Source organism: Pseudomonas sp. PGPR N4 (genome assembly GCF_059693665.1).
In genome coordinates this window covers 242,197-258,493 of the sequence record NZ_JCAUKV010000005.1, presented here as the reverse complement: position 1 = coordinate 258,493, position 16,297 = coordinate 242,197, and the positions used below count along the sequence as shown (strand labels likewise).

Annotated in this window: 16 protein-coding genes and 1 tRNA gene; 12 read left to right on the top strand and 5 right to left on the bottom strand. The window is 62.2% G+C overall.

What is annotated here, in order from left to right; genetic code table 11:
- Positions 1-13 precede the first annotated feature (13 nt).
- Together AC58X1_RS19640 and AC58X1_RS19635 are read right to left on the bottom strand one after the other, a co-directional pair.
- The gene (locus AC58X1_RS19640; RefSeq protein ID WP_497429341.1) at positions 14-1,417 is read right to left on the bottom strand and encodes a sensor histidine kinase; all 1,404 of its coding nucleotides are present in this window, start codon (positions 1,415-1,417) and stop codon (positions 14-16) included.
- Positions 1,410-2,081 (bottom strand): response regulator, encoded by a 672-nt coding sequence (locus AC58X1_RS19635; protein WP_101321899.1) that lies wholly within the window; start codon positions 2,079-2,081, stop codon positions 1,410-1,412. Before AC58X1_RS19635 ends, AC58X1_RS19640 begins: the two co-directional genes overlap by 8 nt.
- Positions 2,082-2,291: 210 nt before the next feature.
- On the opposite strand from AC58X1_RS19635, the gene AC58X1_RS19630 reads away from it, so the two are divergent.
- The 5 genes from AC58X1_RS19630 to AC58X1_RS19610 all read left to right on the top strand — a co-directional run bounded on the left by AC58X1_RS19630 (position 2,292) and on the right by AC58X1_RS19610 (position 7,730).
- A complete protein-coding gene (locus AC58X1_RS19630) occupies positions 2,292-3,581 on the top strand; it encodes an OprD family porin (RefSeq protein ID WP_101321900.1) in 1,290 nt (429 codons plus the stop codon).
- Between the two features lie 31 nt (positions 3,582-3,612).
- Positions 3,613-4,593, top strand: coding sequence for a Bug family tripartite tricarboxylate transporter substrate binding protein (locus tag AC58X1_RS19625; protein ID WP_150570590.1), 981 nt, complete (start codon positions 3,613-3,615; stop codon positions 4,591-4,593).
- A 130-nt stretch (positions 4,594-4,723) separates the two neighbouring features.
- Complete coding sequence (locus AC58X1_RS19620; RefSeq protein ID WP_101321902.1) at positions 4,724-5,182, top strand: tripartite tricarboxylate transporter TctB family protein; 459 nt, start codon at positions 4,724-4,726, stop codon at positions 5,180-5,182.
- A gap of 3 nt (positions 5,183-5,185) precedes the next feature.
- A complete protein-coding gene (locus AC58X1_RS19615) occupies positions 5,186-6,700 on the top strand; it encodes a tripartite tricarboxylate transporter permease (RefSeq protein ID WP_101321903.1) in 1,515 nt (504 codons plus the stop codon).
- Positions 6,693-7,730: an AbrB family transcriptional regulator gene (locus AC58X1_RS19610; RefSeq protein ID WP_259076054.1), complete on the top strand. Its 1,038-nt coding sequence runs from the start codon at positions 6,693-6,695 to the stop codon at positions 7,728-7,730. The genes AC58X1_RS19615 and AC58X1_RS19610 overlap by 8 nt, the downstream gene beginning before the upstream one ends.
- Before the next feature lie 42 nt (positions 7,731-7,772).
- Here the strand turns inward: AC58X1_RS19610 and ung are convergent, their stop codons facing one another.
- Positions 7,773-8,462 (bottom strand): uracil-DNA glycosylase, encoded by a 690-nt coding sequence (gene ung / locus AC58X1_RS19605; protein WP_103438403.1) that lies wholly within the window; start codon positions 8,460-8,462, stop codon positions 7,773-7,775.
- Between the two features lie 130 nt (positions 8,463-8,592).
- Between ung and dspII the strand changes: the two genes are divergently transcribed.
- Positions 8,593-9,699: an enoyl-CoA hydratase/isomerase DspII gene (gene dspII / locus AC58X1_RS19600; protein WP_259076050.1), complete on the top strand. Its 1,107-nt coding sequence runs from the start codon at positions 8,593-8,595 to the stop codon at positions 9,697-9,699.
- Positions 9,700-9,708: 9 nt separating this feature from the next.
- Here the strand turns inward: dspII and AC58X1_RS19595 are convergent, their stop codons facing one another.
- Positions 9,709-10,152, bottom strand: a complete 444-nt coding sequence (locus tag AC58X1_RS19595; protein ID WP_150572207.1) for a hypothetical protein — start codon at positions 10,150-10,152, stop codon at positions 9,709-9,711.
- 212 nt (positions 10,153-10,364) lie between these two features.
- Here AC58X1_RS19595 and AC58X1_RS19590 point away from each other — a divergent pair, with 212 nt between their 5' ends.
- From AC58X1_RS19590 to AC58X1_RS19570, 5 genes are all read left to right on the top strand, one after another.
- Positions 10,365-11,855: a sensor domain-containing diguanylate cyclase gene (locus tag AC58X1_RS19590; protein ID WP_497429340.1), complete on the top strand. Its 1,491-nt coding sequence runs from the start codon at positions 10,365-10,367 to the stop codon at positions 11,853-11,855.
- Positions 11,848-12,069, top strand: coding sequence for a cysteine-rich CWC family protein (locus AC58X1_RS19585; protein WP_101321909.1), 222 nt, complete (start codon positions 11,848-11,850; stop codon positions 12,067-12,069). Before AC58X1_RS19590 ends, AC58X1_RS19585 begins: the two co-directional genes overlap by 8 nt.
- 32 nt (positions 12,070-12,101) lie before the next feature.
- A complete protein-coding gene (locus AC58X1_RS19580) occupies positions 12,102-12,791 on the top strand; it encodes a pseudouridine synthase (RefSeq protein WP_150572206.1) in 690 nt (229 codons plus the stop codon).
- A gap of 335 nt (positions 12,792-13,126) precedes the next feature.
- Positions 13,127-14,011 (top strand): alpha/beta fold hydrolase, encoded by an 885-nt coding sequence (locus tag AC58X1_RS19575; RefSeq protein WP_207073234.1) that lies wholly within the window; start codon positions 13,127-13,129, stop codon positions 14,009-14,011.
- A 154-nt stretch (positions 14,012-14,165) separates the two neighbouring features.
- Positions 14,166-14,239, top strand: a tRNA-Gly gene (locus AC58X1_RS19570).
- 49 nt (positions 14,240-14,288) lie between these two features.
- Here AC58X1_RS19570 and AC58X1_RS19565 read toward each other — a convergent pair.
- A complete protein-coding gene (locus AC58X1_RS19565; RefSeq protein WP_497429339.1) occupies positions 14,289-14,456 on the bottom strand; it encodes a hypothetical protein in 168 nt (55 codons plus the stop codon).
- On the opposite strand from AC58X1_RS19565, the gene AC58X1_RS19560 reads away from it, so the two are divergent.
- On the top strand, positions 14,455-16,158 hold the full coding sequence (locus tag AC58X1_RS19560; protein WP_101321912.1) for a SulP family inorganic anion transporter: 1,704 nt from the start codon (positions 14,455-14,457) through the stop codon (positions 16,156-16,158). The genes AC58X1_RS19565 and AC58X1_RS19560 overlap by 2 nt on opposite strands.
- Positions 16,159-16,297 lie beyond the last annotated feature (139 nt).

Below are 16,297 nucleotides of genomic sequence, written 5' to 3'. Positions count from 1 at the left end.
GGCCGGGAAAGGGCTAAATGTTCACGCGATCCAAGCCCTGGTCAGCAATAAAGCTGACCCTGACCTTCAAACCTCCATTTTCGCCGTCATGCAAACTGATCTGGGCCAGATGCGCCCGACAGATTTCCCCGACAATCGCCAACCCCAGCCCACTGCCTTGAGCACTACGCCGGTAAAAGCGCTCGAACACCCGCTCACGCTCAGCTTCAGGAATGCCCGGGCCATCATCTTCGACCTCGAGCACCGCCGGCGCCAACACACGCAAGATCACATTGCCGCCAACCGGCGTGTGCGCCAGCGCGTTATCGATCAGGTTGCTGAGCAGCTCGTTGAGCAAAGTCGGCTCGCCCTTGAGCCAGACCGGCGAGTCAGCTTCCAGCGCCAACAACACACCACGGGCATGCGCCAACGGCGCCATGGCCATCCCCAACTCCCGGCTCAGCTGGCTCAGATCAAGCCGCTGCGCCCCGCCCTCGGCAATCGCCCGCGCGCCGTTTTCAACGCGCGCCAACGACAGCAACTGGTTGGCCAAATGGGTCAGCCGGTCAGTACCTTGGGCAGCCGACTCAAGGGTCTGCCGCCACTCCTGCGGGTCCTGCGAGCGCAGGCCCAACTCGACCCGCGCCTTGAGCGCTGCCAGCGGCGTACGCAGTTCATGCGCGGCATCGGCAATAAACTGCGCCTGGCGCTCGAACTGTGCGCGCAGCCGCTCGGTAAAGTGATTGAGCGCACGCACCAATGGCCCCAGCTCATGCTGCACCTGTACTGTTGGCAAGGCGCGCAGGTCGTCCGGCTGGCGCTCCTCTACCGCACTGCGCAAGCGCTCGAGCGGGCGCAGCGCTGCACTGACCGCGAACCAGACCATGACCAGCGCCGCCAGCGCCAGCATCCCCAGCCGCAACAGGGTATCGGCCATCAGCCCACGGGCCATGCTCACCCGCGCCTCTTCGGTTTCGGCCACGCGAATCTCGGCCATGCCGTTCATGTTCGGCTCGCTGACCGCCTTGAGCAGGCTGACCACACGTACATCCTGGCCAAGGTAGGAGGCATTGTAGAAACGCGCCAAGGCCGGATAGTCGTCAGTGCGAGGCGTGCCGGGCGGTGGTGGTGGGAGCTTTTCGTACCCCGAGATCAAGCGCTGGTTGATGTCCAACACCTGGTAGTAAATGCGTCCGGCACTGTCGTAGGCGAAGGTGTCCAGCGCCACATAGGGCACATCGGCACTCAGTGTGCCGTCGCGCTGGGACAAGCCCGCAGCAATGGTCCGCGCCGACGCCAGCAGCGTACGGTCATAGGCAGTGTCCGCGGCCTCGCGGCCGTTCCAGTAGGCGCTCAGGCCGCTGGCCAGCATCAGTACCACCAGCAGCAGCGCAAGATTGCCCAGCAGCCGCCCGCGCAGGCTGGCGCCATCACGCATCACGGTGCTCCAGCAGGTAGCCAAGACCGCGGAAGGTGACGATGGCAACCGCATGGCCGTCGAGTTTCTTGCGCAGCCGGTGCACGTAGATTTCTATGGCATCAGGGCTGGCTTCTTCGTCGAGGCCAAACACCTGCGCCGCCAGTTGCTCCTTGCTCATCACTCGTCCGGGCCGGGCAATCATTGCCTGCAGCACACTTTGCTCGCGCGAGGTCAGGGTCAGGTGCTCGTCACCCAGGCTGAAACGACGGGTGTCGAGGTCGTAGACCAGCGGACCACAGCGCTGCTGGCGTTCGCCACCAAGCACACTGCGCCGCAGCAGGGCCTTGACCCGCGCCTCCAGCTCAGTCAACTCGAACGGCTTGGCCAGGTAATCGTCGGCGCCCAGGTTGAGCCCGTGCACACGATCCTTGACGTCACTGCGGGCAGTCAGCATCAGCACCGGCAAGGTCTTGCCGCGGCCGCGCAGCCGCGCCAGCACTTCAAAACCGTCCATCCGCGGCAGGCCGACATCGAGCACCGCCACCGCGTATTCCTCGCTGGTCAGCGCCAGGTCAGCGGCGATGCCGTCGTGTAGCACGTCCACAGTCAGGCCCTGACTCTTGAGCGCCTGAGCCACGCTTTCGGCCAGTTGCAGGTGGTCTTCAACCAGCAGCACTCGCATCGGTTTCTCCCTTCGGTGAAGTGGGGGCGCGTTAGTTGGCGCGGAGTGTACCGCCGTCGGCACACCTGTGAAGCCCCAATATGACAAACCTTTCATGTTGAAAGGTTAGCGAAAGGTTGGCCGCCTAGCATCGGATCAAGAATGCCCCGAGCGTTCATAAGCACCAGCAAGGTGCAGACCAATAAAAACAATAAACGGAGTCACTCGACGATGCTGTCATCACAGCCGCAGGCGTTCGCGCCTACCCGTTCCATTCGTCCACGCCCCACTGCCATTGCCAGCGCCCTTGCGCTCGCCGGTATCGCGCCTGTCAGCCAGGCGGCCTTCTTCGAAGACAGCAGCGCCACCTTCGAAACCCGCAACATGTACTTCAACCGTGATTTCCGTGACGGCACCAGCAGCCAGCAGTCCAAACGTGACGAGTGGGCGCAGGGCTTCATGCTCAATTTCGAATCCGGGTACACCGAAGGCACTGTCGGCTTTGGCCTGGACGCACTGGGCATGGTCGGGATCAAGCTCGACTCCAGCGAAGACCGCACCGGCACCGGGCTGTTGCCGACCCATGATGACGGCAAGGCTGCCGACGAGTACTCCAAGCTCGGTCTGACCGGCAAGGTGAAGATTTCCAAGACCGAGCTCAAAGTGGGTTCGCTGATCCCTGAACTGCCGACCCTGCAGCCCAACGACGGGCGGATTCTGCCGCAGACCTTCGAGGGTGGCTTGCTGACCTCCAACGAAATCAGCAACCTGACCGTTACCGCCGGACGTCTGGAAAAAGCCAAGGACCGCAACGACACCAACTGGGAAGACATCGCCCTCAACAACAAGAACGGCCGTTTCGGCGGAACCTTCGCCGCCGACAACTATGACCTGGCCGGCCTTGACTACAAATTCACCGACCGCATCACCGGCAGCTATCACGTTGCCCAACTTGACGACATCTACCGTCAGCACTTCGTTGGCATGGTCGCGACCCAGCCGTGGGGCCCGGGCACCTTTGGCGCCGACCTGCGCCTGGCGATAAGTGACGACCAGGGCCAGGCCCGCGCCGGCAAGATCGACAACACCACCGCCAACGGCATGCTCAGCTACGCCCTCGATGGCCACAAGCTCAGCGGCGCCTATCAGCACGTCTCGGGCGACAGCGCCTTCCCCTACGTCGATGGCGCCGACCCGTACCTGGTCAACTTCGTCCAGATCAACGACTTTGCCGGTGCCGACGAGCACTCCTGGCAGCTGCGTTACGACTACAACTTCGCCTCCCTGGGCATTCCCGGCCTGACCTTCATGACCCGCTACCTCAGTGGCGACAACGTCAGCCGCGCCGATGGCAGCGAGGGCAAGGAGTGGGAACGCAACACCGAGTTCAAATACGTAGTACAAACCGGACCGTTGAAAAACGTCGCGGTGCGTCTGCGTAACGCCACCTTCCGCTCGAATTTTGCCCGCGACGCCGACGAAGTGCGGCTGCTGGTGAGCTACAGCGTGGCCCTGTGGTAACCCATAACAACAATATTTACGGAGATAGACGATGACCTTTTCCCTGCGCCGCCTCGTCCTCGCTACCGGTTGCCTGCTGTTGGCCGGTCAAGCCCTGGCTGCTGAACCGAAACGCCCTGAATGTATCGCTCCAGCATCGCCCGGCGGCGGCTTCGACCTGACCTGCAAGCTGGTGCAAAGCGCCCTGGTCAACGAGAAGATTCTCAGTAAACCGATGCGCGTCACCTACATGCCTGGCGGCGTTGGTGCGGTTGCCTACAACGCCGTGGTTGCCCAGCGCCCGGGCGATGCCGGCACCCTGGTGGCCTGGTCCAGTGGCTCGCTGCTGAACCTGGCCCAAGGCAAGTTCGGCCGTTTCGATGAAAACGCAGTGAAGTGGCTGGCGGCCGTGGGCACCAGCTATGGCGCGATCGCGGTGAACAAGGACTCGCCTTACAAAAACCTGGCTGACCTGGTTGCTGCGCTGAAAAAAGACCCGAGCAAAGTGGTAATCGGCTCCGGCGGCACCGTCGGCAGCCAGGACTGGATGCAGACCGCGCTGATCGCCAAGGCCGCCGGGATCAACCCGCGTGACCTGCGCTACGTCGCCCTGGAAGGCGGCGGCGAAATCGCCACTGCACTGCTCGGCGGGCACATTCAGGTCGGCTCCACCGATATCTCCGACTCCATGCCGCACATCCAGAGCGGCAACATGCGCATCCTTGCCGTATTCGCCGAGAACCGTCTCGATGAGCCGGAAATGAAGGACATCCCAACTGCCAAGGAACAGGGCTACGACATCGTCTGGCCAGTGGTACGTGGCTTCTACCTCGGGCCAAAAGTCAGCGACGAAGACTACGCCTGGTGGAAAGCCGCGTTCGACAAGCTGCTGACCTCCGAGGAGTTCGCCAAGCTGCGTGACCAGCGCGAGCTGTTCCCGTTCGCCCTGACCGGGCCGGAGCTGGACGCCTACGTCAAGAAACAGGTTGCCGACTACAAGACCCTGGCCCGGGAATTCGGCCTGATTCAGTAACAACGTACTGCTGCAGCACCTATTGAAGCAGGTCAGCCCGCGCAAGCGTCGGTGTCATCACCAACGCCTGCGCGGGTAGAACCGCTCGCGCAATAAACTGCAGCAAGGCAGCCCTCTCGAGGATTTCCCCATGATCCTGCAACGCATTTTTGCCCTGATCCTGCTGGCGGTGTGCGCCGTCCTGGCAGTGATGGCCTGGCCTTACCAGGCCGCGTTTTCCTACGAACCGGTGGGCCCGCGCGCCTTCCCGTTGTTGATGCTTGGCCTGATGGGCCTGGCGTTGCTGTACCTGGCGATTCGGCCGACGCCGATCGTGCATAAAGAGGACGAGCCGCCGCTGGATCGCCCGACCCTGATCAAGATTGCGATCTGCACCGGTCTGTTGATCCTGTTCGCCGCCACCTTCGAAAGCCTGGGCTTCATCGTCAGTGCGGTATTGATCGGCGTGCCGATGGCGCGCCTGTATGGCGGCCGCTGGCTGCACAGCGCAGTGGTGGTGGTGGCGATGAGCGTGCTGCTGTACTGGCTGTTCGATCGCGTGATGGACGTACCCCTGCCCCTTGGCCTGCTTGACGTGCTGGAGAACTGACAGATGGATACTTTAGGCTATCTCAGCCAGGGCTTCGGCGTCGCCTTGAGCCCGTACAACCTGGTTACCGCCCTGTGCGGCACCCTGATCGGCACCGTGGTCGGCCTGCTGCCGGGCCTGGGCCCGATCAACGGCGTGGCGTTGCTGATCCCGATCGCCTTTGCCCTCGGCCTGCCGCCTGAATCTGCCTTGATTCTGCTGGCCGCGGTGTACCTGGGTTGTGAATACGGCGGCCGGATCAGCTCGATCCTGCTCAACATCCCGGGCGAAGCCTCGACCGTGATGACCACCCTCGACGGTTACCCAATGGCTCGCCAGGGTCTGGCTGGGGTCGCGCTGTCGCTGTCGGCGTGGAGCTCGTTCATCGGTGCCTTCATCGCCACCTGCGGCATGGTCCTGTTCGCGCCGTTGCTGGCGAAGTGGGCGATTGCCTTCGGACCCGCTGAATACTTCGTGCTGATGGTGTTCGCCATTGTCTGCCTGGGCGGTATGGCCGGCGACAAGCCACTGAAGACATTTATCGCGGCGTTGATCGGTCTGTTCCTGTCGGCAGTCGGTATCGATGCCAACAGCGGCGTTTACCGCTTCACCGGCGACAGCGTGCACATGGCCGACGGCATTCAGTTCGTGGTGCTGGTGCTGGGCCTGTTCTCGATCAGCGAGATCCTCCTGCTGCTGGAGAAAACCCATCATGGCCACCAGGCGGTAAAAGCCACCGGGCGCATGCTGTTCAACTTCAAGGAAGCGGCTTCGGTATTCGCGGTGAACATCCGTTGCGGCCTGCTCGGCTTCATCATGGGTGTACTGCCCGGCGCCGGTGCCACCCTGGCCAGCGCGGTTGCCTACATGACCGAGAAGAAAATCGCTGGCACCAGCGGCAAGTTCGGCAAGGGCGATGCACGTGGCCTGGCAGCACCGGAAACCGCCATCGGCGCTTCCTGCTGTGGCGCACTGGTGCCAATGCTGACCCTCGGCGTACCCGGTTCTGGCACCACTGCGGTAATGATCGGTGCACTGACCCTGTACAACATCACCCCAGGGCCGATGCTGTTCGAGCAGCAACCCGACATCGTGTGGGGTCTGATCGCCTCGTTGTTCATCGCCAACATCATGCTGGTGATCCTCAACATCCCGATGATCCGCATCTTCACCCGCATCCTCGCCGTGCCGAACTGGGCGCTGGTGCCGGTAATCGCCATCATCACCGCGATCGGCGTGTACGCCGTGCATGCGACCACCTTTGACCTGTTCCTGATGGTCGGTATCGGCATCATGGGTTACATCCTGCGCAAGCTGGACTTCCCGCTGTCGCCGATCCTGCTCGGGTTCATCCTCGGCGGGCTGATGGAGCAGAACCTGCGCCGCGCCTTGTCCATCTCCAACGGTGAGCTGGGCATTCTCTACTCGAGCCCGATCAGCATGAGCGTATGGGGCCTGACCATCTGCATGATGTGCCTGCCGCTGCTGCGCAGCTGGCGCCGCCGCAGCCTGCAACGTCGGGCTGTTGCGGATGCCTGATCGATCGTTGCCGCTGTTCTGGGCAACCGGGCTGGTCGGCCTTGTTGGCGGATTTCTCGCCAGCAAGGTCGGCTGGCCTTTGCCGTGGATGGTCGGCTCGTTGCTGGCGATCATCCTGGTGCGTTGCCTGACCCCCTGGCAGTTGCCGGAAATCCCCAACGGACGTAAATGCGGCCAGTGGATCATCGGGGTCGGTATCGGCCTGCACTTCACCCCGGCGATCCTCGAACAAGTGTCCGGGCATTTCGGCTTGATTCTGTTTGGTGCGCTGTTCACCACCGCTTCCAGTGTCATCAGTGTATGGCTGCTACGGCGCAGCGGTGAGGATCGCGCCACCGCCTTCTTCGCCAGTATGCCGGGCGGTTCCGGCGAAATGGTCAACCTCGGCGCACGCAATGGCGCGGTGCTCAGCCAGGTCGCCGCGGCGCAGAGTCTGCGGGTGCTGGCGGTGGTGCTGTGCGTGCCGGCACTGTTCAAGTTGCTGCTCGGTGATGGCGTGCCGGTCAGCCATGCCAGCAGTGTCAGCTGGGGCTGGCTGGCGTTGATCACGCCGCTGGCGGTGTTGGTCGGTTATGGCTGGCAGCGCTTGCGCCAACCCAACCCATGGTTGTTCGGGCCATTGCTGGTGGCGGCAACGGTAAGCCTGGCGGCTGATTTGCAGATCACCCTGCCGGAGGGCGCCAGCCAGATGGGCCAGTGGTTGATCGGCAGTGGCCTCGCCTGTCACTTCAACCGGGCATTCTTCCGCCGCGCGCCGTCGTTTCTCGGCCGCACCTTGCTGGCTACCGCCTTGAGCATGGTGATTGCAGCGCTTGCGGCGTGGGGTTTGAGCAACCTGAGCCAGCTGGACTTGCGTTCACTGACGTTGGGCATGATGCCTGGGGGGATCGCCGAGATGAGCCTTACGGCGGAGACCCTGCAGTTGTCGGTGCCGTTGGTGACAGCGATGCAGGTAATGCGCTTGTTGTTTGTGCTGTTTCTGGCAGAGCCATTGTTTCGGCTGTGGAGTGCGCGGGATCAAAACCAGTAAGGGGGCGCAGCACACGCCCCCAACCAAGGCCCCTCAACAGAGTCACTCAGGCAGCGCCCACTCCACAGGTTTCATGCCGTGCTGCTGCAGGAAGCGGTTGGCATGGCTGAAATGCCCGCAGCCGATAAAGCCCCGGTAGGCCGACAACGGCGACGGATGCACCGACTTGAGCACCAGGTGCTTGGTGCCGTCGATCAACTTCTGCTTGCTCTGGGCATGTGCGCCCCACAGCAGAAAGACCACATTCGATTGCCGCTCGCTGACTAGTTGAATGATCCGGTCAGTGAACGACTCCCAGCCCTTCTTGGCATGCGATGCGGCATTGCCCCGCTGCACGGTCATGGTCGTGTTGAGCAGCAGCACGCCCTGCTCTGCCCAGCTCTGCAGATAGCCATGGGCAGGAATCGGCAGGTTCAGGTCACGCTGCAACTCTTTGTAGATATTCACCAGCGATGGCGGTGTCGGAACGCCCGGCTGTACCGAGAAGCACAGGCCATGCGCCTGACCTGGGCCGTGGTAGGGGTCCTGGCCGAGGATGACCACTTTGACCTGGTCCAGCGGCGTGCTGTTAAGGGCGTTGAAGATCAGCGGGCCAGGTGGATAAATCTCTTTGCCGGCGGCGTACTCCTGGCGCAGGAACTCGCGCAGCTGCTGCATGTAGGGCTGTTCGAACTCGGCGCGCAGCGCCTCCTTCCAGCTGGGCTCAAGCTTGATGCGGTCGTCGTCGGTCATCGGTGTGGTCCTGAAACTGAGGGGCGCGACACTAGGAAAGCTGCCCGACCTTGTCAATCGATCCGACCGACGACCGGCAGCCTGCGGCTGAGCCGACCATACTGAGCCGATGACTTGTGCGAGGTAGTTCATGGCCGTAACCAGCGAAGTACTTACCGGAGTGGACGGTGCGCGAATCGGCATCGCCACGCTGGATGCAGCGAAATCCCTCAACGCGTTGAGCCTGGCGATGATCGAGCAGCTCGAGGCGCTGCTCCAGGCGTGGGCGAGGGATCCTGGTGTCGTCTGCGTGCTCTTGCGGGGCAGCGGTGCCAAGGCATTTTGCGCGGGTGGCGATGTTCGCGCGCTGGTCGACCAATGCCGCGCACAACCCGGCCAGGTGCCAGCAATGGCCAGACAGTTCTTCGCTGCCGAGTACCGCCTGGACTATGCCCTGCACTGTTATCCCAAGCCTTTGCTGTGTTGGGGTCATGGCCATGTGCTGGGCGGCGGCATGGGCCTGCTACAGGGCGCTGGGGTACGCATCGTGACCCCGAGCAGTCGGCTGGCCATGCCGGAGATCAGCATAGGCTTGTACCCGGACGTAGGCGCCAGTTGGTTCCTCAGCCGTCTGCCAGGCAAGCTGGGGTTGTTTCTCGGCCTGACAGGGTCGCCGATCAACGCCCGTGATGCGCTGGACCTGGGTCTGGCGGATCGTTTTCTTGGCGAGCAGCAGCAGACGGCATTGATTGATGAACTACTGCAGTTGAACTGGCAGGAACAGACCATCCTGCAGTTGAACAGCCTGCTCAAGTGTCAGCAGCACCGCGCCCTTGCAGATCTCCCACAGGCCCAATGGCTGCCGCGGCGAGCGTTGATCGACGAGGTGCTGGATGTGGCCGACCCTATTGCTGCCTGGCGTGCGATCGCCAGCCTGCGCCAGCACGGCGACCCGTTGTTGGCGGCTGCAGGGCAGCGCCTGCACGACGGTTGCCCGCTCAGCGCACATCTAGTGTGGGAGCAATTGCAGCGAGCCCGGCACATGTCGCTGTTGCAGGCGCTGCAGATGGAATATGCGATGAGCCTGAATTGCTGCCGGCATCCTGAATTCAGCGAGGGCGTGCGTGCGCGGTTGATTGAAAAAGACAACACGCCGCGCTGGCACTGGCCTGATGTGGCTCAGGTGCCAGCGGCGGTGGTTGAGGCGCACTTTGCCAAAGCCTGGGAGGGCCGCCATCCGCTGGCCGATCAAGTTTAGGGCAGGACCTCAGCGATGCCGATTGCGATCATCGCGCCCGCCATCCGGGCGGCGGTCACGGTCGCCATGGCCCCTTGAATGCCAACGCCCTTCCTGCGATCGGCGGTCATCGTTGCGGTAATCATGCCGCTCTCGATCACGACGGTATTCGTAGCGCTGCCGATTACCGTAATCGTTGCGTGGATTGCCATACCACTGCTGGTTCATCCCTGGATGCGGCTGCGGCCGATAGTGCGGCGCCGGTGCCGGGCGGTAGTAGCGCGGTGCAGGCTGATAGTAGTAACGGGGCTGCGGCACCACGTAATAGTCACGCTCATAGCGCTGATAGCCGGGATACCCGTAACGCTCGCCACTGTAGTACTGCGAGCGAGAATACCCGCCACCGGCGTAATAAGGGGTACAGGCACTGGTCAACATTGCGAGCAGGACGATGATTGGGATTCGATAGGACATGGCGGCCTCCTGGACCGCTGGGGTGCCCGGCACAGCGGCGCTGGCGGGCGTCGATCGGCAAACGAATATCGACATGGGTTAAGACACTCGCCAGCCGATCCAGTGCCATATGTGTAAAGATTTGCAACAACTCAGGTAACCCTGAAAAACATGCAGTTATTTTCCCGCCAGCTCTCTAGAATGTCGCCACTGGCACACATCACGGGAAGATCATGCCGTCACGTTCCGCCCTGTTCTCGCAGCGCTCGCTGATCATCGCGCTGCTGATCCTGCTGGCCTGCGGTTTTCTTGCCACGTCTCTGCTGGGCTACTTTTCCTCGCGTGGCGCAATCCGTGATGGCATCGTCAATACCGAACTGCCGCTGACCTCAGACACCGTCTACTCGGAAATCCAAAAGGATCTGATCCGCCCGGTGCTGATCTCATCGATGATCGCGCAGGACACCTTTCTGCGCGACTGGGTGCTGGCCGGCGAGCAGGAGCCAGAGCGGATCACTCGCTATCTGGATGAAATCCTCAGCCAGCAGAACACCTGCACCGCGTTTTTCGTCTCCGAGCGCAGCCATACCTATTACCAGGCCAAGGGCGTACTCAAGCAAGTCAAGCCGGATGCCTGGCGCGATGCCTGGTATTACCGCGTGCGCGAATCGCAGGCGCCGTACGAGATCAACGTCGATCTGGATATGGCCAACCATGACAAGCTCACGGTGTTCATCAATTACCGTGTGCTCGATTATGACCAGCGCTTCATCGGCGCAGCCGGGGTCGGCCTGAGTGTCGAGTCGGTAGTCAAATTGATCGACGCTTATCAGCAACGCTATCAGCGCGCCGTGCTGTTCACCGATGCCAACGGCAAAGTCATCCTGACTGGCTCGGACGGCAGCATGCATGGCCTGCGCGCAGGCCAGCAACTGGCCGACAGCAAAGCGTTCGAGACGCTGCTGGCGCGCATGCCGGTGCCCTCGCCTGGCAGCCACGAATATCAGGACGAGGCAGGCCACAGCCACTTTCTCAACGTGCGGCCCATCCCCGAACTGGACTGGTACCTGTTGGTCGACAAACGTGAGAGCGGCGCGCTGGACCGGGTGCGCCAGTCGCTGTACCTGAACCTGGCGATCTGCGCCATGATCACCCTGGTGGTGTTGTCGCTGCTGCATGCGATGGTCAAGCGCCATCAGCAAAGCATCGAGTCGCTGGCCACGCTGGACAGCCTGACCGGCCTGCCCAACCGCCGCAGCTTTGACCTTTTGGCCGGGCAGGCACTGCAGCAAGCCAAACGCGAGAATGCGCCACTGGTTGCCCTGCTGATCGACCTTGATCACTTCAAGCTGCTCAATGACACCCATGGTCACCTGGCCGGCGATGAAGTGCTGCGCCAGTTTGCGAACGTACTGCAAGGCAGCCTGCGCCAGTCGGATATCCTTTGCCGCTGGGGCGGTGAAGAGTTTATCGTGCTGCTGCGCGAGACCGAGGGCCGCCAGGCCATCGATGTCGCCGAGAAGGTCCGCCGCCGCACCGAGCAGTTGATCTTCAGCTACAACGACCAACCGCTGCGCCTGACCACCAGCATCGGGCTCAGTGCACTGCAACCCGACGACAGTTTGCACAGCTTGCTGACCCGTGCCGACCATGCCCTTTATCGAGCCAAGCAGGGCGGACGCAATCGAGTCTGCAGTGAGATGCCCGGAGCAGTCCATGCCTGACCCACAATCCTGCCCCGCCTGCGGCGCAAGCAACGGCTGCAGCCTGGCTGATCCACGCAGCGCCACGCAGAACTGCTGGTGCTTCAGCGTCAGCATCGACCCGGCGGTACTCGCCGCCCTGCCCGCCGAACTGCGCAACAAAGCCTGCCTGTGCCCCCGCTGCGCAGCCGTGGACGACCAGCTAAAAGCGGCGCAACAGCCGCCAATTGGGTAAACTGCGCGGCCAATTCCTGTGCTGTTGCCGCCATGCGCCTTGATCGCTTCCTCGCCAATCTGCCCTGCTACAACCGCCAGCAGGTGCGCCTGCTGCTGGCCCAGCAGCGTGTGCGCGTGGATGGCCAGGTCAGCAAGGACCCACTGCACGAGGTTCGCGAGTTCAGCCGGGTCGAGGTCGATCAGCAGGTGCATCAGGTCGGTCGCTCGGCGCGCTACCTGATGCTGCACAAGCCGGCCGGCTGTGTCAGCGCCACTCATGACCCGCAGCACCGGACCGTGCTCGACCTGCTCCCGGCCGAGCTGCGCGCTGACCTGCATATTGCCGGGCGGCTGGACTTCAACACCACCGGGCTGCTCCTGCTGACCAATGACGGCCAGTGGTCACGGCGCTTGACGCAACCAAGCACAAAACTGGCGAAGGTCTATCGCGTCGAAACCGAAGACGAGATCGGCGCGCACTATCCGGCCAAGTTCAGCGAGGGCTTCTACTTCGCCTTCGAAGACCTCACCACCCTGCCCGCCCAGCTGGATGTGCTCGGCCCTCGACTGGCCAGGCTGGCGATTGTCGAAGGTCGCTATCACCAGGTGAAGCGCATGTTTGGCTATTTCCAGAACAAGGTCGTTGGCCTGCATCGCGAGTCGATGGGCGGCATCCATCTCGACCCCACGCTGGCCCCTGGCGAATTCCGGCCACTGACAGCCGACGAAATCGCTCTGTAAACAGCAAGCATCTCCAGCGCAGACCGCCGAGCGATTTTATTCACCAATTGCTCAATGGCACTTGCGGGAATGACGTCGGGCTGCTTGAATCGAAATCGTCAGTCCGCATGTGACTCACCAGTCACACCTGCAGTCAAAGACACCTTTTTGCTGGCCACCCCAGGTCTCGCTACCTTGGGGGCACGGCAGATTGCCCCGCCTACAACAACAGCGTCGACACGTGTGCGAAGGATCGACACCGGGCTCTGCAACCTCTTCAGGCGTATGCCTACCTGTCATAAAGAACGTGCACCCTAGGTGACGCGAATACCCTTTTTGCGCCAGGAGTCGATGACATGAGGCCAGAAATCGCTGTACTTGATATCCAAGGTCAGTATCGGGTTTACACGGAGTTGCATCGCGCCGACGGCGCCGAGAAGACGATCATCCTGATCAATGGATCGCTGGCGACCACGGCTTCGTTCGCCCAGACAGTGCGCAGCCTGCACCCGCAATTCAATGTGGTGCTCTATGACCAGCCCTATGCCGGCAAGTCCAAACCGCATAATCACCACGAGCGGCTGCTGACCAAAGAAACCGAGGCACACATCCTGCTGGAGCTGATCGAGCACTTCCAGGCCGACCACGTCGCCTCGTTCTCCTGGGGTGGCGCCTGCACCCTGCTCGCCTTGGCGCACCAGCCCCGACTGGTGAAGAAGGCCATCGTCAGCTCGTTCTCGCCGGTGATCAACGAACCGATGCGCGAATACCTCGAGCGCGGCTGCGAATACCTCGCCGCCTGCGATCGCTACCAGGTCGGCAACCTGGTCAACGACACCATCGGCAAGCACCTGCCGTCGCTGTTCAAACGCTTCAATTACCGGCACGTCAGCAGCCTCGACAGCCACGAATATGCGCAGATGCTGTTTCACATCAATCAAGTGCTGCAGCATGACCTGGAGCGGGCACTGAAGAGCGCGGCCAACATTGCCATCCCGGTGCTGTTCATCAACGGAGATCGCGATGAGTACACCACCGCCGATGACGCCCGCCAGTTTGGCCGTCATGTCGACCAGAGCCACTTCAGCGTGATCAACGGCGCCGGGCATTTCCTCGACATGGAACACAAGACCGCCAGCGATGCACAACGCAGCGCCATGCTTGGTTTCCTCAAACCGAGCCAACGCGAGCCGCGCCCGCGCAGTCACTATGTGCAGGGCCAGCATGCATTGGCGATCTGAGCCTGCCGGCGTGCTTTTGCCCGTGCCAAAGCCACGCGCAACAAGCCGCCGGACAGCTAAATTTCAAGGCTGGGCTTTTATTCACCAGAGGGTTCTGGTACAAAGTCGAGCTGCAAAGCGCACGCCGCTTCGCTGGCAAGGATGTACGCGTAAAGCGGGTATAGTTTAATGGTAGAATAGTAGCTTCCCAAGCTTCCGACGAGGGTTCGATTCCCTCTACCCGCTCCACCTCGTCCACCGTTGCATCGCATGACATTTGCGCAATGTCATCGCCTGTCTAAAGGAGCCCCGGCTCCTTTTTTCGTTTCTGCCCTTCCATCGATTTGCTGCAGACCTTGCCGGCCCTTGTCGGCTGCAACGCGCTGCGCGCAAAAAGCTTGCACACCGAACGCAGCAGGCGGATAAGCTCGTGCATTGTGTGAAACATTTCCAAAGGACTGCGCATGTTTCTCTCCCGCTGGCTCCCGGGCCTGGCCAACCTGCTGCACTACCGCCGCGAGTGGTTGCACGCCGACATACAGGCTGGCTTGTCGGTCGCTGCGATCCAGATTCCGATCGCTATCGCCTATGCGCAGATCGTCGGCCTGCCGCCGCAGTACGGGTTGTATGCCTGTGTGCTGCCGATGATCGTCTACGCCCTGATCGGCAGCTCTCGGCAGTTGATGGTCGGCCCCGACGCCGCCACCTGCGCCATGATCGCCGGGGCCGTGGCGCCGTTGGCGCTGGGTGATCCACAGCGCATTGCCGAGCTGTCGGTGATCGTCACCGTGCTGGTCGGGGTCATGTTGATTGCCGCCGGGGTGGCGCGCGCAGGGTTCATTGCCAGTTTCTTCTCGCGACCGATCCTGATCGGCTACCTCAATGGTATCGGCCTGAGCCTGATCGCCGGGCAGCTGAGCAAAGTGGTTGGCTTCAAGATCGAAGGTGACGGATTTATCCTCAGCCTGATCAACTTCGCCCAGCGCCTGGGTGAAATCCACTGGCTGACACTGGTGATTGGCTTGGCCGGGTTGGGCCTGCTGATCGGGTTGCCACGGCGCTACCCGCGCCTGCCGGCAGCGCTGGTGACCGTAGTGCTGTTCACCTTGATTGCGGGGGTATTTGGCCTGGACCATTTTGGCGTCGCCATCCTCGGCCCGGTGCCCGGCGGCATGCCCCAACTGGCCTGGCCGCAGAGCTCTCTGGCAGAAACCAAGAGCCTGCTGCGCGATGCCCTCGGGATCGCCACCGTGAGCTTTTGCAGTGCCATGCTCACGGCACGCAGCTTCGCCGCGCGGCATGGCTATGCGATCAATGCCAATCACGAGTTCGTTGCCTTGGGCGTGAGCAATCTGGCTGCCGGGTTCTCCCAAGGCTTTGCCATCAGCGGCGCCGACTCGCGCACGGCGGTCAACGACATGGTCGGTGGCAAAAGCCAGCTGGTTGGCATCATCGCCGCGCTGGTGATTGCATTGATTTTGCTGTTCTTCACTGCGCCCATGGCCTGGATTCCGCAGGCGGTGCTCGGCGCCGTGCTGCTGATGGCCGGCTGGGGGCTGATCGATGTGCGTTCGCTGGGCAAGATCTACCGGCTCAGCCGCTTCGAGTTCTGGCTGTGCCTGCTGACCACGATTGGTGTGCTTGGTCTGGGCGTGCTGCCCGGGATCATCTTCGCGGTGACCTTGGCCATCCTGCGCTTGCTCTACAGCATCTATCAACCCACCGATGCCGTGCTGGGCTGGGCACCGGGGATCGAAGGCCAGGTCGACGTGCGCCAACACCCCGACGCGCGCACGGTAGCGGGCCTGGTGGTGTATCGCTTCGATGACGCGATCCTGTTCTTCAACGCCGACTACTTCAAGATGCGCCTGCTTGAGGCAGTGCAACGCGACAGCCAGCCGCGCGCGGTGCTGTTCGATGCCGAAGCGGTGAGCAGCATCGATGTCAGCGGTATCGCCGCTCTGCGTGAAGTACGCGACACCCTCGCCGCGCAAGGTATTCATTTCGCCATTGCGCGGGCACGTGGGACGTTTTTGCGCATGCTGGTGCGCTCAGGCATGGCCCGGGAAATGGAAGACAAGCTGCTGTTTGGCTCAGTGCGCGCCGGTATTCGTGCTTATCGCGTGTGGAGCAACCGCGAACGTCAGGCCACCGCGCAGCAGCCCTAGCCGGTGACGCAGCGTTAACTGCTGCAACCGGCGGTGCACTGGGAAGCTGCAATACCCTCACAGTTGCGCAGCGCACGGTGCCGCAGGGCGAATACAGCACATCGCCGGAGCATGCTAAAGTCGCGGCGTTTCCCTGCCA